This window comes from Bacillus sp. FSL K6-3312 (assembly GCF_038007485.1).
Classification (GTDB): domain Bacteria; phylum Bacillota; class Bacilli; order Bacillales; family Bacillaceae; genus Bacillus; species Bacillus pumilus.
In genome coordinates this window covers 149,051-173,641 of record NZ_JBBOXI010000001.1, presented here as the reverse complement: position 1 = coordinate 173,641, position 24,591 = coordinate 149,051, and the positions used below count along the sequence as shown (strand labels likewise).

Below are 24,591 nucleotides of genomic sequence, written 5' to 3'. Positions count from 1 at the left end.
TCACTTTTTACCCTTTCTATTGTAACAAACAGAAAAAACTTATGAAGAACCATTCACCTGTTTCACAAGATTTCGACTTGATGTATCCATTCCAACTACGTCTACTTGTACGCCAGCTGCTTGATACTTTTCCTTTACACGTTCTATCGCTGCCACACCCGATTCATCCCATATACGCGCTTCAGATAGATCAATCACAATGGCTTGGAGATCTTTTCCCTGATGGAACGCTTGGATGAAATCAGTCACAGAAGCAAAGAAAATTTGCCCTTTAATTCGATAAATCCAAGTACCTGCTTGGCTTTCTGTAGAAGAAATATGGAGCTTCGATATTTTTGCTACAAAGAATACCGCACTTAGCAGCACACCTGCAAAAACACCTTTTGATAAATCATGAGTTAACACTACCGTCACGACCGTGACAATCATCACAATAGAATCTGTTATCGGATTCTTTCGTAACTGCTGAAAGGAACTCCAATCAAATGTCCCAACGGAGACCATAATCATGACAGCTACAAGAGCAGCCATCGGAATCTGAACAACAACATCACCAAGTACAAAAATGAGAACCATTAAAAAGGCACCCGCTACAAAGGTAGAAAGACGGCCACGCCCGCCTGCCTTCGTATTAATCACTGATTGACCAATCATCGCACAACCAGCCATACCACCAAAGAACCCTGCAACCACATTGGCAATCCCTTGACCTCTCGCTTCCTTGTTCTTACGACTAGACGTCTCCGTCATATCATCAACAATCTGTGCAGTTAAAAGAGACTCAAGTAAACCAACCATCGCTAGCGCTAAAGAATAAGGAAAAATAATAGCAAGTGTCTCCCAGCTAAACGGTACTTGAGGAATCAGAAAAGCAGGCAAAGTACTAGGAAGCTCTCCCATGTCTCCAACTGTTCTCACATCAATATGTCCAAATACAGCAATGATCGTCATGACAATAATCGCAATGAGAGGGGATGGTATCACCTTTACCACCATCGGCAATAAATAAATGATCAGCAAAGCGCCGCCTGTCATTGTATACATGGCCAACGATTCCCCTACGAAATGTGGAAGCTGAGCCATGAAGATCATAATAGCCAACGCATTCACAAAACCAACCATTACGGATTTCGGAATAAACTTCATCAGACGAGACACTCGGCAAAGTCCAAACACAATTTGAATCAGACCTGTTAAAATCGTAGCCGCAAACAAGTACTGCAATCCATGATCGGCTACCAAATTAACCATAACCAGAGCCATAGCCCCTGTAGCAGCCGAAATCATACCTGGCCGTCCACCAACAAACGAAATGACAATGGCAATACAAAACGAAGCATACAACCCAATCTTCGGATCAACGCCCGCAATAATCGAAAATGCAATCGCCTCAGGAATTAAAGCCAGAGCCACTAAAATACCCGCCAGCACATCCTGACGCACATGTCCAAACCATTCTTGCTTTACAAATAAATCTTTCAAACCATCTACTCCTTTTTATACACATACCGCACACAGAAAAGAAGATCAATCAAACCTGGAGATGAAGAAAGGAAAATAAACAATGCTTCACTTTCGGGGAAAAAGAGGAACGTACAGAGTCTTTTGTTAGAGAGGATATTGTCTCTTTCGTAGGCATAAAAGGTACTGAAGAATCAAGAACGAAAAAAGGCATAAGTAGAAATCTGATACAAAGCTTCCAAGCAAATTGATTCATTCGTATAGCAAGCTTACTTGTGATCCAACGTGAATTAGTTCGAATATATATGAGAACAAACAAAAAAAGCCTTCTCATCATCGAGAAACCTTACACATTAATCATTATAATTTAGAGGAAAGCTTCCAAGCGGGCTCGAACCGCTGACCTCTTCCTTACCATGGAAGTGCTCTACCTACTGAGCTATGGAAGCATGGCTCCGCAGGTAGGACTCGAACCTACGACCGATCGGTTAACAGCCGATAGCTCTACCACTGAGCTACTGCGGAATGATAAAGTAACTTCTTCCATTGGAAGGATATAAACAAAAAGCTTGGCGGCGTCCTACTCTCACAGGGGGAGACCCCCAACTACCATCGGCGCTGAAGAGCTTAACTTCCGTGTTCGGTATGGGAACGGGTGTGACCTCTTCGCTATCGCCACCAAACCTGATGGAGAGAATGTTCTCTCAAAACTAGATAACAATGTTCAAGCTTCACATTAGAATATAGGTTAAGTCCTCGATCTATTAGTATCTGTCAGCTCCACGTGTCACCACGCTTCCACCTCAGACCTATCAACCTGATCATCTTTCAGGGATCTTACTTCCTTGCGGAATGGGAAATCTCATCTTGAGGGGGGCTTCATGCTTAGATGCTTTCAGCACTTATCCCGTCCGCACATAGCTACCCAGCGATGCCCTTGGCAGAACAACTGGTACACCAGCGGTGCGTCCATCCCGGTCCTCTCGTACTAAGGACAGCTCCTCTCAAATTTCCTGCGCCCGCGACGGATAGGGACCGAACTGTCTCACGACGTTCTGAACCCAGCTCGCGTACCGCTTTAATGGGCGAACAGCCCAACCCTTGGGACCGACTACAGCCCCAGGATGCGATGAGCCGACATCGAGGTGCCAAACCTCCCCGTCGATGTGGACTCTTGGGGGAGATAAGCCTGTTATCCCCGGGGTAGCTTTTATCCGTTGAGCGATGGCCCTTCCATGCGGAACCACCGGATCACTAAGCCCGACTTTCGTCCCTGCTCGACTTGTAGGTCTCGCAGTCAAGCTCCCTTGTGCCTTTACACTCTGCGAATGATTTCCAACCATTCTGAGGGAACCTTTGGGCGCCTCCGTTACATTTTAGGAGGCGACCGCCCCAGTCAAACTGCCCACCTGACACTGTCTCCCTGCCCGATAAGGGCAGCGGGTTAGAAGGTCAATACAGCCAGGGTAGTATCCCACCGATGCCTCCACCGAAGCTAGCGCTCCGGTTTCCAAGGCTCCTACCTATCCTGTACAAGCTGTACCAACATTCAATATCAGGCTGCAGTAAAGCTCCACGGGGTCTTTCCGTCCTGTCGCGGGTAACCTGCATCTTCACAGGTACTATAATTTCACCGAGTCTCTCGTTGAGACAGTGCCCAGATCGTTGCGCCTTTCGTGCGGGTCGGAACTTACCCGACAAGGAATTTCGCTACCTTAGGACCGTTATAGTTACGGCCGCCGTTTACTGGGGCTTCAATTCGCACCTTCGCTTACGCTAAGCGCTCCTCTTAACCTTCCAGCACCGGGCAGGCGTCAGCCCCTATACTTCGCCTTACGGCTTCGCAGAGACCTGTGTTTTTGCTAAACAGTCGCCTGGGCCTATTCACTGCGGCTTCTCGGGGCTTTAACACCCTAAGAAGCACCCCTTCTCCCGAAGTTACGGGGTCATTTTGCCGAGTTCCTTAACGAGAGTTCTCTCGATCACCTTAGGATTCTCTCCTCGCCTACCTGTGTCGGTTTGCGGTACGGGCACCTCTCACCTCGCTAGAGGCTTTTCTTGGCAGTGTGGAATCAGGAACTTCGCTACTAAATTTCGCTCGCCATCACAGCTCAGCCTTCACGGGAAACGGATTTGCCTATTTCCCAGCCTAACTGCTTGGACGCGGATATCCAATACCGCGCTTACCCTATCCTCCTGCGTCCCCCCATTGCTCAAATGGTGAGGAGGTGGTACAGGAATATCAACCTGTTGTCCATCGCCTACGCCTTTCGGCCTCGGCTTAGGTCCCGACTAACCCTGAGCGGACGAGCCTTCCTCAGGAAACCTTAGGCATTCGGTGGACGGGATTCTCACCCGTCTTTCGCTACTCATACCGGCATTCTCACTTCTAAGCGCTCCACCAGTCCTTCCGGTCTGACTTCACAGCACTTAGAACGCTCTCCTACCACTGTTCGTAAGAACAGTCCGCAGCTTCGGTGATACGTTTAGCCCCGGTACATTTTCGGCGCAGAGTCACTCGACCAGTGAGCTATTACGCACTCTTTAAATGGTGGCTGCTTCTAAGCCAACATCCTGGTTGTCTAAGCAACTCCACATCCTTTTCCACTTAACGTATACTTTGGGACCTTAGCTGGCGGTCTGGGCTGTTTCCCTTTCGACTACGGATCTTATCACTCGCAGTCTGACTCCCAAGGATAAGTCATCGGCATTCGGAGTTTGACTGAATTCGGTAACCCGGTAGGGGCCCCTAGTCCAATCAGTGCTCTACCTCCGAGACTCTTACCTTGAGGCTAGCCCTAAAGCTATTTCGGAGAGAACCAGCTATCTCCAGGTTCGATTGGCATTTCACCCCTACCCACACCTCATCCCCGCACTTTTCAACGTGCGTGGGTTCGGGCCTCCATTCAGTGTTACCTGAACTTCACCCTGGACATGGGTAGATCACCTGGTTTCGGGTCTACGACCACGTACTCATGCGCCCTATTCAGACTCGCTTTCGCTGCGGCTCCGCATCTTCTGCTTAACCTTGCACGGGATCGTAACTCGCCGGTTCATTCTACAAAAGGCACGCCATCACCCTTTAACGGGCTCTGACTACTTGTAGGCACACGGTTTCAGGATCTATTTCACTCCCCTTCCGGGGTGCTTTTCACCTTTCCCTCACGGTACTGGTTCACTATCGGTCACTAGGGAGTATTTAGCCTTGGGAGATGGTCCTCCCGGATTCCGACGGAATTTCACGTGTTCCGCCGTACTCAGGATCCACTCTGGAGAGAACAACATTTCAGTTACAGGGCTGTTACCTTCTTTGGCGGGCCTTTCCAGACCTCTTCGCTTATATCGTTCCTTTGTAACTCCGTATAGAGTGTCCTACAACCCCAAGAGGCAAGCCTCTTGGTTTGGGCTGTTCCCGTTTCGCTCGCCGCTACTCAGGGAATCGCATTTGCTTTCTCTTCCTCCGGGTACTTAGATGTTTCAGTTCCCCGGGTATGCCTTCTCATACTCTATGTATTCAAGTATGGATACTACTCCATTACGAGCAGTGGGTTTCCCCATTCGGAAATCTCCGGATCAAAGCTTGCTTACAGCTCCCCGAAGCATATCGGTGTTCGTCCCGTCCTTCATCGGCTCCTAGTGCCAAGGCATCCACCGTGCGCCCTTTCTAACTTAACCATTTCTTACTTTAGAAAGAATCACTATGTGTGATGAACTTTGCATTGCATTCAATGTGAATGTATTACTTATTGTTATCTAGTTTTCAAAGAACAATCCTGTCTCGCTAGAGACATGTCTTGAAGGAATGATCCTTCAAAACTAAACAAGACGAAAACGCACACTGCTCCATATATCCTTAGAAAGGAGGTGATCCAGCCGCACCTTCCGATACGGCTACCTTGTTACGACTTCACCCCAATCATCTGTCCCACCTTCGGCGGCTGGCTCCATAAAGGTTACCTCACCGACTTCGGGTGTTACAAACTCTCGTGGTGTGACGGGCGGTGTGTACAAGGCCCGGGAACGTATTCACCGCGGCATGCTGATCCGCGATTACTAGCGATTCCAGCTTCACGCAGTCGAGTTGCAGACTGCGATCCGAACTGAGAACAGATTTATGGGATTGGCTAAACCTTGCGGTCTCGCAGCCCTTTGTTCTGTCCATTGTAGCACGTGTGTAGCCCAGGTCATAAGGGGCATGATGATTTGACGTCATCCCCACCTTCCTCCGGTTTGTCACCGGCAGTCACCTTAGAGTGCCCAACTAAATGCTGGCAACTAAGATCAAGGGTTGCGCTCGTTGCGGGACTTAACCCAACATCTCACGACACGAGCTGACGACAACCATGCACCACCTGTCACTCTGTCCCCGAAGGGAAAGCCCTATCTCTAGGGTTGTCAGAGGATGTCAAGACCTGGTAAGGTTCTTCGCGTTGCTTCGAATTAAACCACATGCTCCACCGCTTGTGCGGGCCCCCGTCAATTCCTTTGAGTTTCAGTCTTGCGACCGTACTCCCCAGGCGGAGTGCTTAATGCGTTAGCTGCAGCACTAAGGGGCGGAAACCCCCTAACACTTAGCACTCATCGTTTACGGCGTGGACTACCAGGGTATCTAATCCTGTTCGCTCCCCACGCTTTCGCTCCTCAGCGTCAGTTACAGACCAGAGAGTCGCCTTCGCCACTGGTGTTCCTCCACATCTCTACGCATTTCACCGCTACACGTGGAATTCCACTCTCCTCTTCTGCACTCAAGTTTCCCAGTTTCCAATGACCCTCCCCGGTTGAGCCGGGGGCTTTCACATCAGACTTAAGAAACCGCCTGCGAGCCCTTTACGCCCAATAATTCCGGACAACGCTTGCCACCTACGTATTACCGCGGCTGCTGGCACGTAGTTAGCCGTGGCTTTCTGGTTAGGTACCGTCAAGGTGCGAGCAGTTACTCTCGCACTTGTTCTTCCCTAACAACAGAGCTTTACGATCCGAAAACCTTCATCACTCACGCGGCGTTGCTCCGTCAGACTTTCGTCCATTGCGGAAGATTCCCTACTGCTGCCTCCCGTAGGAGTCTGGGCCGTGTCTCAGTCCCAGTGTGGCCGATCACCCTCTCAGGTCGGCTACGCATCGTCGCCTTGGTGAGCCATTACCCCACCAACTAGCTAATGCGCCGCGGGTCCATCTGTAAGTGACAGCCGAAACCGTCTTTCATCCTTGAACCATGCGGTTCAAGGAACTATCCGGTATTAGCTCCGGTTTCCCGGAGTTATCCCAGTCTTACAGGCAGGTTACCCACGTGTTACTCACCCGTCCGCCGCTAACATCCGGGAGCAAGCTCCCTTCTGTTCGCTCGACTTGCATGTATTAGGCACGCCGCCAGCGTTCGTCCTGAGCCAGGATCAAACTCTCCGAGGTATGCAGGATGCATATCACACATGCGTTGCTACACGATGTAGCGAACTTAGCATGTGATCATTTCCTGCCTCGTCAGCGTTTGACTGACTACCTATGATGTTTCATAGGATTTTTTTATAAAACTCGAATTAACAGGTACGTTTTGTCTTGTTTAGTTTTCAAAGATCATCTTCGCCGTTCTTAGCGGCTTTAATAATGTAACATTTCGCTTCATCTTATGTCAACAACTTTTTTTAAAGTTTATTTCCCGAAGCGTTTTGTCTTTGTCACCGTGTGTCAGCGACGATTAATAATATATCACGAAAACTTTCTATTGGTCAACGCCTTTTCAAAACTTTTTTTGAAATAGTTTTATTGTGCATCTCAAACCCTTGTCCTGCATACAATCAAGTAACAATCTTGGACAAGGCAGGAGTGTTTGAATTGAGTCGATTATATGTGTTGCCTATTAAACGGCTGAAGCAAGTTGTCATTATTCTTGTAGCAGCCCTTGCAGCTGCAACGTTTTTTTATGTACAAAAGGCACCGCCGCTGTCGGTATTTAAAACAGAACACGGACCACGAGCTATTTATAAAGGCGAGACTTCCTCAAAACATGTCTCCCTCACATTTAATATCGGCTGGGGAGATGAGAAGGCTGTTCCTATTTTAAATGTCCTTCAAGAGTACGATATAAAGAACGCTACTTTCTTTCTGTCTGCTTCTTGGGCTGAGCGTCATCCTGATATCGTCAAACAAATTAGAGAGGACGGTCACCAAATCGGCAGCCTTGGCTATGCTTATAAAAATTATAGCCAGCTTGAAGATAGTGAAATCAAGCAAGATCTTGTCCGGGCACAAAATTCATTTCAAAAGCTTGGGCTAGATGACATTCAACTATTAAGACCGCCAACTGGGCAATTTAACGAAAAAGCATTGAAAATTGCCACACAGTACGGTTATACCGTTGTACATTACAGCGTCAATTCACAGGATTGGCTGAATCCGGGCGTCGATCAGATTGTTCAGAATGTAAATGATCGAATGAAAAGCGGAGACATTGTTCTCCTCCATGCCTCAGATTCAGCAACCCAAACCGCTCAAGCCTTACCAGCTATTTTGAAACAAATTAAAGAAAAGAATTTAAAAAATGTGACGGTTGGCGAACTGATCTCCAATACCAAAACAAAGTCATCGGAAGTTAAGTAGCTTTCGCCTTTGAAAACCGCGGCATAGCTAATAACTGAAACGCATTACAGCCTAATAGCGGGAATAGCATTAAATACAGCCAGTCCTCTTCATTGACTCTGAGCGCCGGGAACCATTCTAGCGACGTGATGACGACCATGAGAAACATTGCGGAAACAAATGTTTTCTTAGAGGACTGCTGTTGTTTAAAGTAAGCCACGATCAATGCGAACACACCGATAAAGACAGGCAGCCATAGGTATGGAAAAAATGATTCATTCTCCCCGAAAAACAAAAATCGCAAGTAAGCTAAATCAAACAGCACAAAGATCACCAGGAACAGCTGAATGGTATTCCATAAAGAATGTGACCGGAATATCTCTAACGCAAACCGGTGCACCGTCAAAAAGACAACAAACCCCATCTGACTAATGACACTAAAGATCATCCCCACACCAATGAACCAAAACAATACAGATGCGATCTCTAGAATTTCAAACGATATAAAAAGCTTCTGATATTTCCCCCACTCCAGCGCAAAGCCTACCACGCTTGTAATGACCGCTCCAACAGCTAGCACAGAGAAGAAAAAACGAACTAAATCCCGACTTTTCATTGAATTGACCCAACCCCTATTATTGTTATGTATAAATTTACGTGAAACATTCATATTAAAAGTAAGACATGTAACGAAAGGAGCCACAGTATGTCAAAAGGCATCTTGCGTATAATGAGCTGTTTTCTCCTTTTATCTCTAACAGCTTGTGCTCCCAAAACCCAATCCTCATCTAATATGGACTATGACGAAACAAAGAAAATGGTCGTCGATATATTGAAGACAGATGACGGTAAAAAGGCCATTCAACAGTTATTAAATGACGAGGCAATGAATGAAGCTTTGGTAATGGATGAACAAACTGTGAAAAAAACGATAGAGAAAACACTGACTTCTGATAAAGGCAAAGAGTTCTGGAAGAAGGTCTTTGAGGATTCTAAATTTGCCGAGACTTTCGCAAAATCCATGCAGCAACAGCATGAAAAGATGTTAAAACAGTTAATGAAAGACCCTGACTATCAGCAATTGATGATGGATATTCTCAAGGATCCTGAAATGGAAAAGAAATACGGTGAACTGGTGAAAAGCAAAGAGTTCAGAAAGCACTTAGAAAAAGTTATTACGGAAACATTAAGCAGTCCTCTTTATAAGAAGAAATTCGAAGATGAGCTTAAAAAAGCAGCATCTGAAAGCAGTGATTCCGGATCAAAAGGCAGCGAAGAAAGCGGCAGTTAAACATCACCCGAGTGGACATACATCCACTCGGGCTTTCATTATGCTTTTACTGCTAATTGTTCAATGACTTTATTCGCAATGTGTTGATACACTTCTCCCGTCGGATGACTCGCATCATAGACAGATGGAGCAAAATCATCTTCATTCCAATCAGGCTGCCTTAAAGGAATTTGGCCAAGGACCGATACTCGCAGCTCTTCTGCCAGCTTGTCCCCGCCCCCTTTTCCAAAGACGTATTCTTTCTCACCTGTTTTTTTGCTTTCATAATAGCTCATATTCTCAACGACCCCTAGCACCTCGTGATCTGTTTGCAGTGCCATTGCGCCTGCTCTAGCAGCAACGAAGGCAGCTGTAGGATGCGGTGTTGTGACAATGATTTCTTTACAGCTTGGAAGCATTGTATGAATATCAAGCGCCACATCTCCCGTTCCAGGCGGAAGGTCTAATAGTAAGTAATCTAATTCTCCCCACTCGACTTCGTGGAAGAAGTTATTTAGCATTTTACCAAGCATCGGTCCTCTCCATATGACCGGTGCATTTTCTTCAACAAAAAAGCCCATTGAAATCACTTTGACACCAAAGCGTTCCACAGGTATGATTTTTTCCCCTTTAACCGTTGGTCTGACGGTGATTCCCATCATATCCGGTACACTAAAGCCATAAATATCTGCATCAATCAGTCCGACTTTTTTTCCTAGACGAGCCAGTGCTACAGCAAGGTTCACAGACACGGTGGATTTCCCAACGCCTCCCTTTCCACTCGCAATCGCAAGGAACTCAGGAGGATTTTTAGAGTTGAGCAGGTTTTCTTCCTCATCTTGCGAAGGCATAAACCTTTCAAGTGTTTCCTGAGGCAGTTCTTCAAAACGAAGTCCTACTGTGTTAGCACCCTCTGCTTTCAAGGCTTTTACGATGTCTTGCTGAAGCTTCATCTGCTCAGCAGTGCCCGTTTTGGCAATAGCCACCTTTAAGCTCACATGTTCTTTTTCAGGCTTTAGGCTGATTTCCTTGATGGCATCCAGCTCACCAAGCGGTATATGAAGGAAAGGTTCGTCCATCTTCCCAACTAGTTTTCTCACATCATCTTGTCCGATCATAGCAGAACCTCACCCTTTATTGAATTCGTTTACAATCCAAGTATATCATACATATCCTTACAATGTCTGTCCTGTTTGCCTGTGTTCAAAAGGAAAAAGCCCCTTATTCAGGCGGCTCTTTTTGCTCTGTTAAATATCTTAAAATGCCTTTATAAATGGATGCGGCTATTTGATCTTGATATTTAGGTGTTGCCAGCTGACCGGCCTCTTTCGGATTGGAGAGAAACCCAATCTCCACAAGAGCTCCTGGCTTTGTCACATTTTGCATTAAATAAATACCATTGATCCGCTTTGCCTTTCGATCTGTGTTTTCAAGATTATTGCGTAATTCATCTTGTATGAACTTCGCTGCCTTTTCATTCTCTTCATACTTTCCGTAAAAAAACGTCTGCGCTCCGCTCCATTTGTTCGATGGGATCGCATTTAAATGAATACTTAAATAGAGATCCGCTTCAGACTCATTGATGACTTTTACACGGTTCCTTAAATCCTCCGCTTTCTTCCGGGCATATCCCCTTGTGTTCTTTGATGATAAATCAGAATCATCCTCGCGGGTCATAAGAACAAGCGCTCCCTGCTCCTGTAAATAGTCACGTATCTTCATGGATACATCCAGTGCAATCTCTTTTTCAAGCAGCTCTCCTCCTACAGCCCCGCCATCTGGACCGCCATGACCCGGATCTAAATAGATGATCTTGCCGCTCAGAGGCAAGTTCCACGATTTCCACGAATCATCATTTAGAAATTGAAACCTGAATAAGAATAAGAGGACAATAAACCCGATTAAAAACCCTGTCCATTTCAGCTTTCTTTTCATCCCTGTCCCTCCCATACACCATTATTTTATAGATATGGGACAAGGGCTGGAAATATGCTTAGTGCAGTCGAAGCTTATGCCTTTTTTCTGATTCTCGAAAGCCTTCCTGCCACCACATGCTTAAAAACTCCTTCGCAAATGGATACAGACACGACATCTCCCGCTCCATTCGGAACATATTCCCCCACGATTGCAAACACCCTGCTAGCTCCTCAACCAGCTCATCTTCTTCATGAACTGACCGCTTCTTTATATCATCGAACGATTCAACGTACTTGCTCGACTCACCGTATCTCCCACCTGCTAAAAAAGCTTCAATGGCGAAATCGATGCAGCCATCACTCATAATCCCAGCTGGATCGTCTGCAAATGGGAACAGCTTCTTCGTGAATTTCTCGGAAGCAACCGTCACCTGTTGAAGAGACAATGTACGCAACAGCTTCTTTTCAAGCGTGACATCTCGTTTTGTTTTCAATTGATAAAATGAAAGAACTTCTGCCATGGACTGAACTCCTTTTTTTCTTTGTATTGTTCGTTGGTTTGAACAAAACATGCAGTTCAGTAAATGGAAATCAATGAGCTAATGGATTGGAAAATTGTGATAAGATGAACATTTATATATAGAAAGAATGGAAAAGAGGCAAAATCAATGAAGAAATGGATGTATATCCTGCTGCTACTAACAGTCGTCTTATCTGGATGCAGCAGTCACGCGACCGAGCAGAAGAGCGACATAAAAGGAATAGAAGACATATCCTTAAAACAGCTTTCTAAGCACAAAAATTCTTATATTGGAGACAACGGAGCAATCGGCGCTATTTTATCAGATCTTCCAGGTAACGTGATTCGCGAGTATGAAATCGTAGATGAAAAAGCGCTAAAAGTGACATACGGCGTGAAAGAAAATGCCAATGATACAGAAGAACAATTTGATACATTTTGGTTTGATAAGAAGGATACCATTGAAAAAAACTACTTATATAATGCATTGGCACTTTTTATTCTTATCGATAACGTAAAGCAAGTAACACTTAATATGAGCTCTAAAGACGAGCCGTCCGTCACGTTTAAAAGAAAACAGCTAGAAAAACAGCTCCCTCACTCTTTTAAAGTTTACAAAGACGATACAGCACTTTGGCAAAAGGAATTGGTTGATGGAGTTGTGAAGTCAAAAGAGAAACGCCAAGATGTATACAAAGTGTTTCCAATGCAGAAATAATAAAACAGAGGGGTATCTCCCTCTGTTTTTTTGATGATTATGTAGTAAAAGCCTTAATTAAACGTTGTCTAAAGTTTTGATCCACTGCTGTAGTAAGCATAAATTCATTGAATACTCCCTCAATCCAGTGAGAATTGTTCGCTTTCGGATCATTGATAAAAAGAGAGATGGATATAGAGGATGTATCTGTTCTTCGATATAAAGCAGCTGTGAAAACAAACAATGTTGCTCCGCCTTTATACCAAAGATATTGATCTGTTTCCTTTTTGAATGTTTCTCCCAGTACGATTTGGCTAAAAAGACTTTTTTCTTCTGTTGTTAACAGCTCATCCTGCAGACGTTTCATAAGATGTGCATATTGATTCGTTGTAGACTTTGTCATCTTTTGCGTCAGTAATGATTGAATACGCAAGCTTAACAAGTTCTTTTTCATCAATTTTTCTTCTAACGCCTTTTTTTGCTCTGGGTTATTTTTCATGATATTAAAAATCTCAATCATCAGAGATTTGTATTGCTCATCAGTTACACCGCTCATTTTCTTTAATGCATCCCGCCGATGATTAGATACATAGGATGACCACAACAGCTTGGGTGTCAGCGGCATGAGTTCATCATGTTCTGTAAGACCTGCTTGTTTCATCTGATCATTGATCTTATCTAAGCCGAACCGATCAATCAAATAATCAGTACAAGCATTCGAACTGACTTGCATCATCCCTTTGGCAACATCTAATAAAGTTGCATGCTCAGAAAAATCGTTGACCTCCAGCCAGTATGTGTGAGCACCGCCATCTGTTCTACCAATATAAAACCGCTCTATGTCCGCCAATGCCACTTTTTCATCTAGCTTGATGTCACCACTAGAGACGGTTTTAACAAAATGAAACAAAACCATTAATTTCACCGTACTTGCAAGTGGTGTTTTTTGATTACCATTCCAATCTAATACCACATCTTCATTTTCAATGATTGTCACTGATACGTCCTTTTTGTTTTTTGTGACAAATGTCAAAAGATCTTCCTTCGTTTTCTTCATATCTCTTTTATACAACAGGACATCAACCACCAAGTAAAGTATGACCACACCTAAGACAACTAGACCGATTTTGAGTAACATGTTTCTCCTTTCCAAATAACCAAGGATTTATATATTTAATATAACAAATATTTCAAATAAAGACACAAAAAAGCAAAGTGAACCCTTCGCTTCTTGGTGTTCTTATTCATGGGGAGAGATGCAGCTTCATTCCTTCATGTGTGGCTTCAAACCCTAATTTTTCATAAAAACGGCGTGCATCCGGTCTCTGTTTGTCTGTTGTTAGCTGAATCATATGACAGCCGCGGTCGCTTGCTTGTTGAATAGCCTTTTTTATCAACATCGTGCCAATTCCTTTTCCTCTATGAGTCGAGGCCGTACGAACTCCTTCTATTGAAGCTCTCCATCCTCCTTGATGTGTAGGAAATGGCGTCATGGTTAATTGGAGAACACCAACAGCTTCTTCCTGTTCACACGCAACAATGAGTTCAATATTTGGATCAGCATCTATTGAATGAAAGGCTTCGATATAGCTTTCTAACAATGGTTGCGTGTAACGCTCTCTTTTTTGACCTAACATATCATCCGCGAGCATAAAGACGATTTTATCGAGATCATCCAGCTTGGGTTCTCTGAACGTCAGTTGACTAAACCCCATTGAACACACCTCCTATGAACTGAAGTGGAACTTATTGACCAAAATACCATTGATACGCGTTCTTATATAAGATGTGGTCAGCTGCTTTTTCCTCAAATAGCTGTTGAATCAACTCAACATCACCGTATTCAAATGAGCGCTTTGCTCTTGTGGATGGAAGGTCTGTACCAAACATCAGTGCATCAGGATTCGTTTGATAAATTGATGTCAATGCATGTTCAACGTTTAAATCGACTCGTCCAAAACCAGTTGCTTTTACCCGAACTCCTTTATCAACCAGCTTGAGCAAATGCGTCAAGCCTTCTTCCGATAAGCCTAAATGATCAATCGAAACGGCCGGCAGCTGTTCAAGCGTAGATGAGATGTCAGGGAGATGCTTAGCGTCTATGTAGAGCTCACTATGCCAGCCCGCCAGCTCATACACCCTTCTCGCAAAATAATCGAGCTTCGAAATATCCTCCGAACCGCCCCGCTTCACATTAAAACGTAATGCCTTTACCCCATGTTGACCCAAATGAACAATTTCATCATCAGTTGCTGTAAAAGGTAATTGAGTCACACCGCAAAAAGCTGAGCCCAGTTCATCTAGCGCTTTCAACAAATAGCCTTGATCAAAGCCTTGAAATGACCCTGAGACGATTGCTCCACCTAAAATCCCTAGATCAGCCGTCTCTCTCTTATAATCATCCACCACATAACTAGGCGGTGTATACCCTTGGTTTTCCTGAATGGGAAAATTAAAATCAATGATATGAAAATGTGCATCAAAGATCCTCATGCGCGCGCCCCTCTTCTGCTTATTTGATCTGATTATATCAATAGCGAAAGCCAAGGGATATTTGGAATGACGAATTACTTCATATCATGAAAACTTATCAAGTTTTCCATTCCTCTCGTAAGATGGCATAATAAAACTCATCCCACCACTCACTTTCCTGTGGTATACACTTTTTAAAATAACCCTCTTTTCTCATCCCCATTTTCTCCATCACTCTCCACGATGGCACATTTTCAGGCTGACAAGTGGCAATGATCCGATGTAAATTCATTGTGTGAAAGCCATGATGCAGTACAGCATACGCCGTTTCAGAAGCATAGCCTTTGTTTTGATATGCAGGATTGAAGACCCAGCCAATTTCATACGTGTGATCACCAAAGTAAGGATAAAATGCGATATGCCCGATGCATGTTTGATCTTCTTTTAATAGGACAGCGACATACTTAGCATCTTCATGACGATTATTTTTGACAAATTCCTTCGCATCTTCTCTAGAAAATACATCTTCCGGAATATACTTCATCACTACCGGATCAGATGTATATGCATAGACATCCTGCCAATCATCATCCGTAAATGGTCGAATGAGACATCTTTCTGTCGTTAGATTCATAGGACAACCTCCATCTTTTTTAACAGAAAACTTCTATACTCATATTTTATACGTATTCAAGAGGAAGAGACCAGTCATGATCTATCACATAAAAAGCACAAAAAAAAGCACCAGCACGAAGCTGATGCTTTTTTTATAAGGTTTGTTTGTAACAAACCTTTGTAAAACGTCCATACAATATAAAATTGATTAACGTTTTGAGAACTGAGGAGCTCTACGTGCGCCTTTAAGACCGTATTTCTTACGCTCTTTCATACGAGGGTCACGAGTAAGAAGTCCAGCACGTTTAAGTGATGTACGGTACTCAGGATCTACTTCTAGAAGAGCACGAGAGATACCGTGACGAATTGCTCCAGCTTGACCAGAGAATCCACCACCGTGAACAGTTACAAGAACATCGTAGCTGTTAGCTGTTTCTGTGATGTTCAAAGGCTGTTTCACGTCTTCGATTAAAGCAGCGAATGGAATGTATTCAGTAATTTCACGATTATTAACGACGATACGGCCTTCACCTGGAACTAAGCGAACGCGCGCTACAGAACTTTTACGACGACCTGTACCGTAATATTGAACCTGTGCCAAATTGTTAACCTCCCTTATAATTAACCGCGAAGTTCGTAAACTTCAGGTTGTTGTGCTTGATGTGGATGCTCAGAACCACGGTACACATTTAATTTTTTGAACATTTGACGGCCTAATGGACCCTTTGGAAGCATACCTTTGATAGCAAGCTCCAACATTTTTTCAGGGTAGTTTGTACGCATCTCAAGAGCAGTTCTTTGTTTCAAACCACCTGGGTGCATAGTGTGACGGTAGTAAATTTTGTCCGTCAATTTCTTACCTGTTAATTCGATTTTCTCAGCATTGATGATGATGACGTGATCACCTGTATCAACGTGTGGTGTATAAGTTGGTTTGTGCTTACCGCGCAAAAGTGATGCTACTTCAGTAGAAAGACGACCTAGAGTCTTGCCTGCCGCATCAACAACTAGCCATTTGCGCTCAATTGTGCTTGCGTTCGCCATTGGTGTTGTACGCATGAGTTTCCCTCCTAAATAAATCAATAATTTTTCCTTGAATCAAATGCTACGTTCTATTTCAAAACACAAGATAAGTCTTCCGGGGCTTATTTGTGGGGTTGAAATACATACCATATGATATCTTATAACTTTCTGCTTCCTGTGTCAAGAACATGTTACACCTGGTTTAGTTGTCATAGAAAACTTCCCATAAATACAGTCCGTGACTAGGCGCAGTCTTGCCTGCCGCTTCGCGATTTCGGGCGGCAAGCATGGCTTTTATCTCATCAGGGCGAAATTTACCAGATCCGATTTCAAGTAACGTTCCAGCGATAATTCGCACCATGTTGTATAAAAAGCCATTTCCTTTCACACGCATTTCAAGCCCGTCTGAGACGTTTTTCCACTCGAGGGTGTAAATCTCCCTCACCTTGTCCTGAACCTCTGTATTGGCCGCACAAAAGCTTGTGAAGTCGTGTGTGCCAATGAGGTGTCCAGCAGCTTCTCTCATTTTGTCTGCATCCAGCCGGTAAGGGAAGTGGCAGGCATACTGTCTCGTGAACACATTTTGGTGCGTTTCCGTTGAGACCTTATAACGGTACTCCTTCGAAACGACACTAAAACGTGCATGAAACGACTCATCCACTTCCTCAGCCTTTAGAACTCTGATGTCATCCGGCAGGAGACTATTGAGGGCAAAAGGCCATCTTTCCATCGGAATCGAAAGCGGCGTGTCGAAATGGATGACCTGCCCCTTCGCATGGACGCCGCTGTCCGTCCGGCCAGAAGCCACAATCGGAATCAGTTCATCCTGTTTGTGCATTCTTGCAAGAGCCGACTCGATCTCCATCTGAACAGTTCGCTGCCCAGGTTGCACCTGATAGCCTTTAAAATGTGTTCCATCGTAGGATACGGTACATTTGACCTTCATCTAGGAATCACCTAATTTCTCAGAAGCACAAGGAGTGCTGTTAACAGGATAAATAGGAGCAGTGTGAACGTGTCTTTCATGCCCCAGACAAGCTGACGGTATTTCGTCCGTCCTTCTCCTCCGCGGTAGCCTCTCGCTTCCATAGCGGTCGCCAGTTCCTCTGCACGCTTAAACGCACTGACGAAAAGCGGGACAAGTAAAGGAACGATGGCTTTCATGCGATCTTTAAGAGGTCCGCTTGTAAAATCAACACCTCTTGCCATTTGCGCCTTCATGATTTTGTCCGTCTCTTCTAGTAAAGTTGGAATAAACCGAAGAGAGATGGACATCATGAGAGCAAGCTCATGAACGGGCAGTTTGATTTTACGGAATGGGTGAAGCAGCTTTTCCATACCGTCTGTCACTTCTATAGGCGTTGTGGTTAACGTCAGAAGTGTCGTCATCATGATGAGATAGACAAAACGGAGAGAAATGAAAATCCCCTGCTTTAGACCTTCTTCATAAATATTTAAAAAACCAAAGTGAAATAGCAAGGCGCCATCCTTTGTCATAAAAATATGCAGAATGAAGGTAAACAGGACAATCCATAGGATCGGCTTCATTCCTTTGAGAATAAAGTATAGCGGCACCTGAGAAACCATCACCACAAGAAGGGTAAAGACACCTAAAAGCCCGTAAGTGATGTAATTATTAGCAAAAAAGACAATAAAGACAAAAAAGAAAATTGATAACAGCTTTGTCCTTGGATCAAGACGATGGACAAAGGATGAACCTGGCACATATTTGCCGATAATCATACTATCCATCATGATGTCGTGTCCTCCTGATAAAGAGCTGTTAAGGCTTCTGCCATTTCATCCATGGTCAGAAGCGGCCTTGGAAACGTAATGCCCAACTTTTCTTCTACAGTCTGCTGGAATTTAATCGTTTCTGGGAGGTCGAGACCAAACGAAGACATATCTGTACGATTGGCAAACAATTCTCTCGGCGTACCTGTCGCCTTCACCGTTCCTTTATGCATCACAATCATTTGATCCGCATAATGAGCGGCGTCCTCCATACTGTGTGTAACCAGAATCGTGGTGAGGTTTGCCTTTTGATGAAGCTCATAGAACATGTCCATGATTTCCTTTCGTCCGCGTGGATCTAACCCTGCAGTCGGCTCATCCAGCACAAGCACTTCTGGCTCCATCGCTAGAACACCTGCAATCGCCACACGTCTCATTTGACCGCCGCTTAGTTCAAAGGGAGATCGAGATAATAGGGATTCAGGAAGACCAACTAGCTTCAGCATTTCCTTCGCCTTTGCTTCTGCCTTTTCCTGAGGAACACCGAAATTCATCGGACCAAAGCAGATATCCTTAAGAATCGTTTCTTCAAAGAGCTGATGCTCAGGAAACTGAAACACGATGCCTACTTTTTTCCGGAGGGACTTTAAATCCTTCTGCTTTTTATTGGCTTGTAAGACGGTATCTCCAAGCGCAATGCTCCCCTTCGTTGGTTTGAGCAAGCCATTTAAATGCTGCAACAACGTGGACTTGCCAGAGCCCGTATGACCAATGACAGCGACATAGCTGCCCTCTTGGATGGAAGCATTGACATCATACAAAGCGAGACGCTCAAACGGCGTTTTCATTTGATAACGATGCTCTAATTCTTTGATCGTAATGTCCATAGCTCTTTCACCAATCCTTCTTGTGTCAAATGGGCATTTGCAAGCGGTACACCTTGCTGCTTCAATTGTTTGCTCAGCCGATAGGAAAATGGCAGATCAAGTCCAATTTGAACTAGCTGTTCGTCTAGTTCAAATACTTCCTCTGGGGTTCCCTCGGCAAATTTTTTCCCGTCATTCATGACAATGACCCGGTCTGCCTTGGCGGCCTCGTCTAAATCATGTGTGATGGAAATGACTGTGACCGTCCCTTGTTCCTTCAATAGTCTAACAGTCTCTAACACTTCTTCACGGCCAATCGGATCAAGCATCGATGTTGCTTCATCCAAGATCATGATGTCAGGGCTTGCGGCAAGTACACCTGCAATGGCGACTCTCTGCTTTTGCCCGCCTGATAGATGGTGCGGCTCTTGATCAAGAAACTCCTGCATATTGACCTGTTTGACAGCCCAATCTACACGTTCTATCATCAATTCCCGCTCAACCCCGTTATTTTCTAAACCAAAAGCCACATCATCACGAACCGTTGAGCCAACGAATTGGTTATCTGGGTTTTGAAAGACCATTCCGACCTTTTTGCGAATATCCCAGACACTCTCTTCTTTCAGCTCAATCTCTCCAACCTTGACCGTTCCAGCATCCGGTAAAATGAGCCCATTCAGTACACGGGCAAGTGTGGATTTACCTGAACCGTTATGACCAACAATGGCGAGCCATTCATTTTGATTCACATGCAATGACACTTGATCTAAAGCGGGCTTGTCCGCATCCTTGTGATAACGAAATACAATGTCCTTTACGTCAATTAATGTCTTCCCCATCTCTACCGGACCTCCTCTCAGCTCAACCTCTTCTTTGCTTATTGTTAAAAAGCCGTAGTATCTAAAAAAGGGCATAGATCCAGTTATGAACTGTCCCGCCCTTTCTTAGATACACGCTATGTGATTAAACTAATTCAATGACAGCCATTGGTGCGCCATCGCCGCGACGAGGTCCAAGCTTCATGATACGAGTGTATCCACCTTGGCGATCTTCGTAGCGAGTTGCAACGTCAGCGAATAATTTTTGAAGTGCATCTTGGTTTGTTTCAGCATTAGCTACTTCATTACGAATGTAAGCTGCAGCTTGACGGCGAGCATGAAGATCTCCGCGTTTGCCAAGAGTGATCATTTTTTCAACTACAGAGCGAAGTTCTTTCGCACGTGTTTCAGTTGTTTCGATGCGTTCGTTGATGATCAAATCAGTCGTTAGGTCACGAAGCATTGCTTTACGTTGTGCACTAGTGCGTCCTAGCTTTCTGTATGCCATGTGATGTCCCCTCCTTAGTTAGAGAATGCTGTATGAATAAAAAACACACGAAAATCCTAGTTCACAATGAAACTAGTCAATCGTCTTTACGAAGACCCAGTCCAAGTTCTTCTAGTTTCGCTTTCACTTCTTCAAGAGATTTACGTCCAAGGTTACGAACTTTCATCATATCCTCTTCTGTCTTGTTAGCAAGCTCTTGAACAGTGTTAATACCCGCACGCTTCAAACAGTTGTAAGAACGAACAGAAAGATCAAGCTCTTCAATTGTCATTTCAAGCACTTTTTCTTTTTGGTCTTCTTCTTTCTCAACCATGATTTCAGCATGCTGAGCTTCGTCAGTTAACCCAACGAAAATATTCAGGTGTTCAGTTAAAATCTTAGAACCTAGAGCGATCGCTTCTTTCGGTCCTGTGCTTCCATCAGTCCATACATCTAGTGTTAATTTATCATAGTTTGTGATTTGCCCAACACGGGTGTTCTCCACTTGATAAGTCACACGAGATACAGGTGTATAGATTGAGTCGATCGGAATCACACCGATTGGCTGATCGTCTCTTTTGTTTGCATCAGCAGGATTATACCCGCGACCTCTTTGTGCAGTTAAGCGAACACGGAAGCTCGCATTCTTGCCAAGAGTTGCGATGTGGAGATCTGGATTTAAGATTTCAATATCGCTGTCGTGTGTAATATCAGCAGCTGTTACAGTACCTTCATCTTGTACATCAATTTCAAGCGTCTTCTCTTCTTCAGAGTAGATTTTGAGTGCAAGCTTTTTAATGTTTAAGATAATCGTTGTAACATCTTCAACCACGCCTTCGATCGTTGAGAATTCGTGTAAGACACCATCTATCTGGATCGATGTTACAGCTGCACCAGGAAGTGAGGATAAAAGGATACGACGAAGGGAGTTCCCTAAAGTGGTACCATATCCACGCTCAAGTGGCTCTACGACAAACTTGCCATACTTGGCATCGTCGCTGATTTCAACCGTTTCGATTTTTGGTTTTTCAATTTCGATCATCTAATAAAACCCTCCTTCAAAACGTCGAAACCTCGAATAGAATCATATGAGATTCCATCCGAAATTCCTCATTGTTTAGTCCCGTATGTGCTCAGGCAACGAGTCGTGTATTCGTCTCATAAATAACTGTATCATAACCCATTATTGACAGGGACACAAAATCTATACAAACAAATTACACGCGGCGACGTTTTGGTGGACGGCATCCGTTATGAGGAACTGGAGTTACGTCTCTAATTGCAGTAACTTCAAGACCTGCAGCTTGAAGTGCACGAATTGCAGCTTCACGACCAGAACCAGGACCTTTAACAGTTACTTCAAGTGTTTTAAGACCATGTTCGATAGAACCTTTAGCAGCAGTTTCAGCAGCCATTTGTGCAGCGAAAGGAGTAGATTTACGAGAACCTCTGAATCCTAATGCACCAGCACTTGACCAAGAAATTGCGTTTCCATGAACATCAGTAATCGTTACAATCGTGTTGTTGAAAGTGGAACGAATATGAGCGATTCCAGCTTCAATATTCTTTTTCACGCGACGTTTACGCGTATTTTGTTTACGAGCAGCAGCCATTCTTTAACTACCTCCTTTACTTATTTTTTCTTGTTAGCTACAGTACGACGCGGACCTTTACGAGTACGCGCGTTGTTTTTTGTGTTTTGTCCACGAACAGGAAGTCCTCTACGATGACGGATTCCGCGGTAGCTTCCGATTTCAATTAGACGCTTAATGTTAAGTGAAACTTCACGACGAAGGTCACCTTCTACTTTAAGTTTGTCAATGATATCACGGATTTTACCAAGTTCGTCTTCAGTTAGATCGCGAACGCGAGTGTCTTCAGAAACACCTGCTTCTTTAAGGACTTGTTGCGCAGTCGTACGACCAATTCCAAAAACATATGTTAAAGAAATGACAACACGTTTATCACGTGGAATATCTACACCAGCAATACGAGCCATGATTTGGGCACCTCCTTGTTATTAGCCTTGTTTTTGTTTATGTTTTGGGTTTTCACAGATCACCATTACTTTTCCTTTTCTGCGAATAACTTTACATTTTTCACAGATAGGTTTAACAGATGGTCTCACTTTCATGTGTTTCCAACCTCCTTCTTCCGGAGTTGCTTTATTTGTAACGGTACGTAATTCTACCACGAGTTAAGTCATATGGAGATAATTCTACCGTAACTTTGTCTCCAGGTAAAATGCGAATGAAGTGCATACGGATTTTTCCTGATACATGAGCCAAAACTGTATGACCATTCTCTAGTTCAACTTTGAACATTGCATTTGGCAAAGTTTCTGCTACAGTACCTTCCACTTCAATTACATCGTCTTTCGCCATTCAAGTGTTCTCCCTTCTTCAAATCAGTAACTTGCTCTCTGACAAATGTCCAAATGAGTTCATCTCAATTGGCCATCTATCACCCGACCTGTTTTGAATATACTGTTCTGAACTTCCGGAGATACGCAACCATAAAAGGTTATATGATTGATATTTTTTCTTAGGAGAATGAAATTTACGCTTTTCTCCGTCTGCGATTAGTACATGGCAGCCACCGAACATGCCGATGACACCTGTATACTGATCTTGTTCTTTCCTTTGGACTATACAGACAACCTGCCCGATTTGGGCCTGAAAGGCTTCAGTGAAGACCTAAATCTTAGTCAGTATATCAAAACCTGTATCTGTAATCGCAATCGTATGCTCAAAGTGAGCACACTTTTTCCCATCAACCGTTACAACCGTCCAGTTATCAGCCAATGTTTTCACATATCGGCTGCCTGCGTTCACCATCGGTTCGATGGCCAACACCATTCCAGGTTTTAGCCGCGGGCCTTTGTTGGGCGGACCATAATGAGGAATTTGAGGGTCCTCATGAAGATCCTGTCCGACCCCATGTCCAACATATTCTCTAACAACTGAGAAATTCTCGTTTTCTACATACGTTTGTATGGCATGGGAAATGTTCGACAGACGTTCGCCTGGCTTTGCTTCCTGTAAGCCTTTATATAGAGATTCCTCTGTGACTTCCAGTAGTTTGCGGTCTTCATCACTGATTACCCCAAGTGGATAAGTCCAAGCAGAGTCACCATGATAGCCATTTAACTTTGCGCCAATATCGATACTAATGATGTCACCATCACGTAAAACCCGTTTACCAGGAATACCGTGAACGAGTTCTTCATTCACCGAAACGCAAATGCTCCCGCGAAAACCATTATACCCTTTAAAAGATGGGATTGCACCCTGCTTTGTAATAAAACGTTCGGCAATTTGATCCAATTCTTTTGTCGAAATACCTGGTTTTATATGTTTCTTCAGCTCTTCATGAGTCAGTGCGACAATGCGTCCAGCTTCTCTCATAATCTCAAGCTCGCGAGGAGTTTTACAGATAATCATTTATTTAATCCCCCAAGCAGGTCCTTGATATCTGCATATACATCGTTAATGTGTTTTGCACCATCAATGTTTGCAAGATATCCTTTTTCTGAATAGAAGTTCAGTAAAGGTTCAGTCTGCTTTAAGTTTACTTCAAGTCTAGTCGAAACGGTTTCTGCATTATCATCTGCACGTTGATAAAGCTCGCCTCCACACTTATCGCAAACATTTTCTTTCGCAGGTGGATTGAATACTAAATGATAGGTTGCTCCGCAATTTTTGCAAATTCTTCGGCCAGTCAGACGCTCCATCAAAGCATCTTTATCGACTTTAATATTAATGACATAATCAATCGTTCTGCCAAGGTCCTTTAGAATGTCTTCTAAAGCTTCAGCCTGAGCGACTGTTCGCGGAAATCCGTCCAGAAGAAAACCTTGTTCACAATCATTTTTGCCAAGTCTTTCTCTAACAATACCGATTGTGACCTCATCAGGAACAAGCTCTCCTTTATCGATAAAGGATTTTGCTTCGAGCCCAAGTTGTGTCTCCTCTTTCATAGCAGCGCGGAACATATCTCCTGTTGAGATATGAGGGATCCCATAATCATCAACAATTCGTTCTGCCTGAGTGCCTTTACCAGCACCCGGAAGCCCCATTAAGACTAAGTTCATTTCGGATTTCCCCTTCCTTACTTAGAGAGGTTGGGCAGGAGCCCAG

The 24,591-nt window shown here is 44.1% G+C and carries 26 protein-coding genes, 2 tRNA genes, 3 rRNA genes and 1 pseudogene; 3 read left to right on the top strand and 29 right to left on the bottom strand.

Annotated features, from left to right (window positions below; all coding sequences use genetic code 11):
- Positions 1-39: 39 nt before the first annotated feature.
- From MHI11_RS00995 to MHI11_RS00970, 6 genes are all read right to left on the bottom strand, one after another.
- Positions 40-1,482, bottom strand: a complete 1,443-nt coding sequence (locus MHI11_RS00995; RefSeq protein WP_044139144.1) for a SulP family inorganic anion transporter — start codon at positions 1,480-1,482, stop codon at positions 40-42.
- 355 nt (positions 1,483-1,837) lie between these two features.
- Positions 1,838-1,910: transfer RNA gene (locus tag MHI11_RS00990), tRNA-Thr, on the bottom strand.
- Between the two features lies 1 nt (position 1,911).
- Positions 1,912-1,986 (bottom strand) — tRNA-Asn (locus MHI11_RS00985).
- A 42-nt stretch (positions 1,987-2,028) separates the two neighbouring features.
- Positions 2,029-2,144 (bottom strand): 5S ribosomal RNA (gene rrf / locus MHI11_RS00980).
- A 61-nt stretch (positions 2,145-2,205) separates the two neighbouring features.
- Positions 2,206-5,136 (bottom strand): 23S ribosomal RNA (locus MHI11_RS00975).
- Positions 5,137-5,318: 182 nt separating this feature from the next.
- A 16S ribosomal RNA gene (locus MHI11_RS00970) occupies positions 5,319-6,867 on the bottom strand.
- The 16S, 23S and 5S rRNA genes sit together here with 2 tRNA genes alongside, the layout of an rRNA operon.
- A gap of 423 nt (positions 6,868-7,290) precedes the next feature.
- Between MHI11_RS00970 and pdaB the strand changes: the two genes are divergently transcribed.
- Positions 7,291-8,055, top strand: a complete 765-nt coding sequence (pdaB, locus tag MHI11_RS00965; protein ID WP_044140734.1) for a polysaccharide deacetylase family sporulation protein PdaB — start codon at positions 7,291-7,293, stop codon at positions 8,053-8,055.
- Here the strand turns inward: pdaB and kbaA are convergent.
- On the bottom strand, positions 8,048-8,650 hold the full coding sequence (gene kbaA, locus MHI11_RS00960) for a KinB-signaling pathway activation protein (protein ID WP_041084725.1): 603 nt from the start codon (positions 8,648-8,650) through the stop codon (positions 8,048-8,050). The two genes, pdaB and kbaA, sit on opposite strands and share 8 nt — an antisense overlap.
- A 90-nt stretch (positions 8,651-8,740) precedes the next feature.
- On the opposite strand from kbaA, the gene gerD reads away from it, so the two are divergent.
- Positions 8,741-9,325 carry a spore germination lipoprotein GerD gene (gerD, locus tag MHI11_RS00955; RefSeq protein ID WP_003217144.1) on the top strand — a complete coding sequence of 195 codons (585 nt, stop codon included), beginning with the start codon at positions 8,741-8,743 and terminating at the stop codon, positions 9,323-9,325.
- Between the two features lie 38 nt (positions 9,326-9,363).
- On the opposite strand, the gene MHI11_RS00950 is transcribed toward gerD, so the two are convergent.
- The 3 genes from MHI11_RS00950 to MHI11_RS00940 form a co-directional block, all read right to left on the bottom strand.
- Entirely contained in the window at positions 9,364-10,422 is a 1,059-nt protein-coding gene (locus tag MHI11_RS00950; RefSeq protein ID WP_044140732.1) for an Mrp/NBP35 family ATP-binding protein, read from the bottom strand.
- A gap of 103 nt (positions 10,423-10,525) precedes the next feature.
- Positions 10,526-11,239, bottom strand: a complete 714-nt coding sequence (cwlD, locus tag MHI11_RS00945) for an N-acetylmuramoyl-L-alanine amidase CwlD (RefSeq protein ID WP_003217264.1) — start codon at positions 11,237-11,239, stop codon at positions 10,526-10,528.
- Positions 11,240-11,297: 58 nt separating this feature from the next.
- Positions 11,298-11,741, bottom strand: coding sequence for a YbaK family protein (locus MHI11_RS00940; protein ID WP_044140731.1), 444 nt, complete (start codon positions 11,739-11,741; stop codon positions 11,298-11,300).
- A 147-nt stretch (positions 11,742-11,888) separates the two neighbouring features.
- Here MHI11_RS00940 and MHI11_RS00935 point away from each other — a divergent pair, with 147 nt between their 5' ends.
- On the top strand, positions 11,889-12,458 hold the full coding sequence (locus MHI11_RS00935) for a DUF4825 domain-containing protein (protein ID WP_044140730.1): 570 nt from the start codon (positions 11,889-11,891) through the stop codon (positions 12,456-12,458).
- Between the two features lie 37 nt (positions 12,459-12,495).
- On the opposite strand, the gene MHI11_RS00930 is transcribed toward MHI11_RS00935, so the two are convergent.
- The 19 genes and pseudogenes from MHI11_RS00930 to MHI11_RS00840 all read right to left on the bottom strand — a co-directional run bounded on the left by MHI11_RS00930 (position 12,496) and on the right by MHI11_RS00840 (position 24,545).
- On the bottom strand, positions 12,496-13,575 hold the full coding sequence (locus MHI11_RS00930) for a serine hydrolase (RefSeq protein ID WP_235355581.1): 1,080 nt from the start codon (positions 13,573-13,575) through the stop codon (positions 12,496-12,498).
- A gap of 106 nt (positions 13,576-13,681) precedes the next feature.
- A complete protein-coding gene (locus tag MHI11_RS00925; RefSeq protein WP_044140729.1) occupies positions 13,682-14,152 on the bottom strand; it encodes a GNAT family N-acetyltransferase in 471 nt (156 codons plus the stop codon).
- A 31-nt stretch (positions 14,153-14,183) separates the two neighbouring features.
- Positions 14,184-14,930: an amidohydrolase family protein gene (locus tag MHI11_RS00920; protein WP_044140728.1), complete on the bottom strand. Its 747-nt coding sequence runs from the start codon at positions 14,928-14,930 to the stop codon at positions 14,184-14,186.
- 97 nt (positions 14,931-15,027) lie between these two features.
- Complete coding sequence (locus MHI11_RS00915; protein ID WP_044140727.1) at positions 15,028-15,543, bottom strand: GNAT family N-acetyltransferase; 516 nt, start codon at positions 15,541-15,543, stop codon at positions 15,028-15,030.
- Between the two features lie 189 nt (positions 15,544-15,732).
- Positions 15,733-16,125, bottom strand: coding sequence for a 30S ribosomal protein S9 (gene rpsI / locus MHI11_RS00910; RefSeq protein WP_003217273.1), 393 nt, complete (start codon positions 16,123-16,125; stop codon positions 15,733-15,735).
- Positions 16,126-16,145: 20 nt separating this feature from the next.
- Positions 16,146-16,583 carry a 50S ribosomal protein L13 gene (rplM, locus tag MHI11_RS00905; protein ID WP_003217042.1) on the bottom strand — a complete coding sequence of 146 codons (438 nt, stop codon included), beginning with the start codon at positions 16,581-16,583 and terminating at the stop codon, positions 16,146-16,148.
- A 166-nt stretch (positions 16,584-16,749) separates the two neighbouring features.
- Positions 16,750-17,493 (bottom strand): tRNA pseudouridine(38-40) synthase TruA, encoded by a 744-nt coding sequence (gene truA, locus MHI11_RS00900; RefSeq protein WP_340960188.1) that lies wholly within the window; start codon positions 17,491-17,493, stop codon positions 16,750-16,752.
- Between the two features lie 11 nt (positions 17,494-17,504).
- Positions 17,505-18,302: an energy-coupling factor transporter transmembrane component T family protein gene (locus MHI11_RS00895; RefSeq protein ID WP_044139647.1), complete on the bottom strand. Its 798-nt coding sequence runs from the start codon at positions 18,300-18,302 to the stop codon at positions 17,505-17,507.
- A complete protein-coding gene (locus tag MHI11_RS00890; RefSeq protein WP_044139648.1) occupies positions 18,299-19,168 on the bottom strand; it encodes an energy-coupling factor ABC transporter ATP-binding protein in 870 nt (289 codons plus the stop codon). The genes MHI11_RS00895 and MHI11_RS00890 overlap by 4 nt, the downstream gene beginning before the upstream one ends.
- Entirely contained in the window at positions 19,144-19,986 is an 843-nt protein-coding gene (locus MHI11_RS00885; RefSeq protein WP_044139649.1) for an energy-coupling factor ABC transporter ATP-binding protein, read from the bottom strand. The genes MHI11_RS00890 and MHI11_RS00885 overlap by 25 nt, the downstream gene beginning before the upstream one ends.
- A 124-nt stretch (positions 19,987-20,110) precedes the next feature.
- Positions 20,111-20,473 carry a 50S ribosomal protein L17 gene (gene rplQ / locus MHI11_RS00880; RefSeq protein WP_003216944.1) on the bottom strand — a complete coding sequence of 121 codons (363 nt, stop codon included), beginning with the start codon at positions 20,471-20,473 and terminating at the stop codon, positions 20,111-20,113.
- A gap of 76 nt (positions 20,474-20,549) precedes the next feature.
- Positions 20,550-21,494 (bottom strand): DNA-directed RNA polymerase subunit alpha, encoded by a 945-nt coding sequence (locus tag MHI11_RS00875; protein ID WP_003217009.1) that lies wholly within the window; start codon positions 21,492-21,494, stop codon positions 20,550-20,552.
- Positions 21,495-21,669: 175 nt separating this feature from the next.
- Positions 21,670-22,065: a 30S ribosomal protein S11 gene (gene rpsK / locus MHI11_RS00870; RefSeq protein WP_003217231.1), complete on the bottom strand. Its 396-nt coding sequence runs from the start codon at positions 22,063-22,065 to the stop codon at positions 21,670-21,672.
- A gap of 20 nt (positions 22,066-22,085) precedes the next feature.
- Entirely contained in the window at positions 22,086-22,451 is a 366-nt protein-coding gene (gene rpsM / locus MHI11_RS00865; RefSeq protein WP_003217023.1) for a 30S ribosomal protein S13, read from the bottom strand.
- 21 nt (positions 22,452-22,472) lie between these two features.
- On the bottom strand, positions 22,473-22,586 hold the full coding sequence (gene rpmJ / locus MHI11_RS00860) for a 50S ribosomal protein L36 (RefSeq protein WP_003156543.1): 114 nt from the start codon (positions 22,584-22,586) through the stop codon (positions 22,473-22,475).
- Positions 22,587-22,617: 31 nt separating this feature from the next.
- Complete coding sequence (gene infA / locus MHI11_RS00855) at positions 22,618-22,836, bottom strand: translation initiation factor IF-1 (protein ID WP_003217190.1); 219 nt, start codon at positions 22,834-22,836, stop codon at positions 22,618-22,620.
- Positions 22,814-23,121: pseudogene (locus MHI11_RS00850) on the bottom strand (KOW domain-containing RNA-binding protein). The gene infA and the pseudogene MHI11_RS00850 overlap by 23 nt, the downstream one beginning before the upstream one ends.
- Before the next feature lie 27 nt (positions 23,122-23,148).
- Positions 23,149-23,895 (bottom strand): type I methionyl aminopeptidase, encoded by a 747-nt coding sequence (map, locus tag MHI11_RS00845; protein ID WP_340960186.1) that lies wholly within the window; start codon positions 23,893-23,895, stop codon positions 23,149-23,151.
- Positions 23,892-24,545 (bottom strand): adenylate kinase, encoded by a 654-nt coding sequence (locus MHI11_RS00840; protein WP_012008711.1) that lies wholly within the window; start codon positions 24,543-24,545, stop codon positions 23,892-23,894. The genes map and MHI11_RS00840 overlap by 4 nt, the downstream gene beginning before the upstream one ends.
- Between the last annotated feature and the right edge of the window lie 46 nt (positions 24,546-24,591).

Bases quoted from the DNA above. Each gene is read 5' to 3' on its own strand.
- kbaA (WP_041084725.1), bottom strand. From the start codon at position 8,650: ATGAAAAGTCGGGATTTAGTTCGTTTTTTCTTCTCTGTGCTAGCTGTT.
- gerD (WP_003217144.1), top strand. From the start codon at position 8,741: ATGTCAAAAGGCATCTTGCGTATAATGAGCTGTTTTCTCCTTTTATCT.
- MHI11_RS00950 (WP_044140732.1), bottom strand. From the start codon at position 10,422: ATGATCGGACAAGATGATGTGAGAAAACTAGTTGGGAAGATGGACGAA.
- cwlD (WP_003217264.1), bottom strand. From the start codon at position 11,239: ATGAAAAGAAAGCTGAAATGGACAGGGTTTTTAATCGGGTTTATTGTC.
- MHI11_RS00940 (WP_044140731.1), bottom strand. From the start codon at position 11,741: ATGGCAGAAGTTCTTTCATTTTATCAATTGAAAACAAAACGAGATGTC.
- MHI11_RS00935 (WP_044140730.1), top strand. From the start codon at position 11,889: ATGAAGAAATGGATGTATATCCTGCTGCTACTAACAGTCGTCTTATCT.
- MHI11_RS00930 (WP_235355581.1), bottom strand. From the start codon at position 13,575: ATGTTACTCAAAATCGGTCTAGTTGTCTTAGGTGTGGTCATACTTTAC.
- MHI11_RS00925 (WP_044140729.1), bottom strand. From the start codon at position 14,152: ATGGGGTTTAGTCAACTGACGTTCAGAGAACCCAAGCTGGATGATCTC.
- MHI11_RS00920 (WP_044140728.1), bottom strand. From the start codon at position 14,930: ATGAGGATCTTTGATGCACATTTTCATATCATTGATTTTAATTTTCCC.
- MHI11_RS00915 (WP_044140727.1), bottom strand. From the start codon at position 15,543: ATGAATCTAACGACAGAAAGATGTCTCATTCGACCATTTACGGATGAT.
- rplM (WP_003217042.1), bottom strand. From the start codon at position 16,583: ATGCGTACAACACCAATGGCGAACGCAAGCACAATTGAGCGCAAATGG.
- truA (WP_340960188.1), bottom strand. From the start codon at position 17,493: ATGAAGGTCAAATGTACCGTATCCTACGATGGAACACATTTTAAAGGC.
- MHI11_RS00895 (WP_044139647.1), bottom strand. From the start codon at position 18,302: ATGATGGATAGTATGATTATCGGCAAATATGTGCCAGGTTCATCCTTT.
- MHI11_RS00890 (WP_044139648.1), bottom strand. From the start codon at position 19,168: ATGGACATTACGATCAAAGAATTAGAGCATCGTTATCAAATGAAAACG.
- MHI11_RS00885 (WP_044139649.1), bottom strand. From the start codon at position 19,986: ATGGGGAAGACATTAATTGACGTAAAGGACATTGTATTTCGTTATCAC.
- rplQ (WP_003216944.1), bottom strand. From the start codon at position 20,473: ATGGCATACAGAAAGCTAGGACGCACTAGTGCACAACGTAAAGCAATG.
- MHI11_RS00875 (WP_003217009.1), bottom strand. From the start codon at position 21,494: ATGATCGAAATTGAAAAACCAAAAATCGAAACGGTTGAAATCAGCGAC.
- rpsK (WP_003217231.1), bottom strand. From the start codon at position 22,065: ATGGCTGCTGCTCGTAAACAAAATACGCGTAAACGTCGCGTGAAAAAG.
- rpsM (WP_003217023.1), bottom strand. From the start codon at position 22,451: ATGGCTCGTATTGCTGGTGTAGATATTCCACGTGATAAACGTGTTGTC.
- rpmJ (WP_003156543.1), bottom strand. From the start codon at position 22,586: ATGAAAGTGAGACCATCTGTTAAACCTATCTGTGAAAAATGTAAAGTT.
- infA (WP_003217190.1), bottom strand. From the start codon at position 22,836: ATGGCGAAAGACGATGTAATTGAAGTGGAAGGTACTGTAGCAGAAACT.
- map (WP_340960186.1), bottom strand. From the start codon at position 23,895: ATGATTATCTGTAAAACTCCTCGCGAGCTTGAGATTATGAGAGAAGCT.
- MHI11_RS00840 (WP_012008711.1), bottom strand. From the start codon at position 24,545: ATGAACTTAGTCTTAATGGGGCTTCCGGGTGCTGGTAAAGGCACTCAG.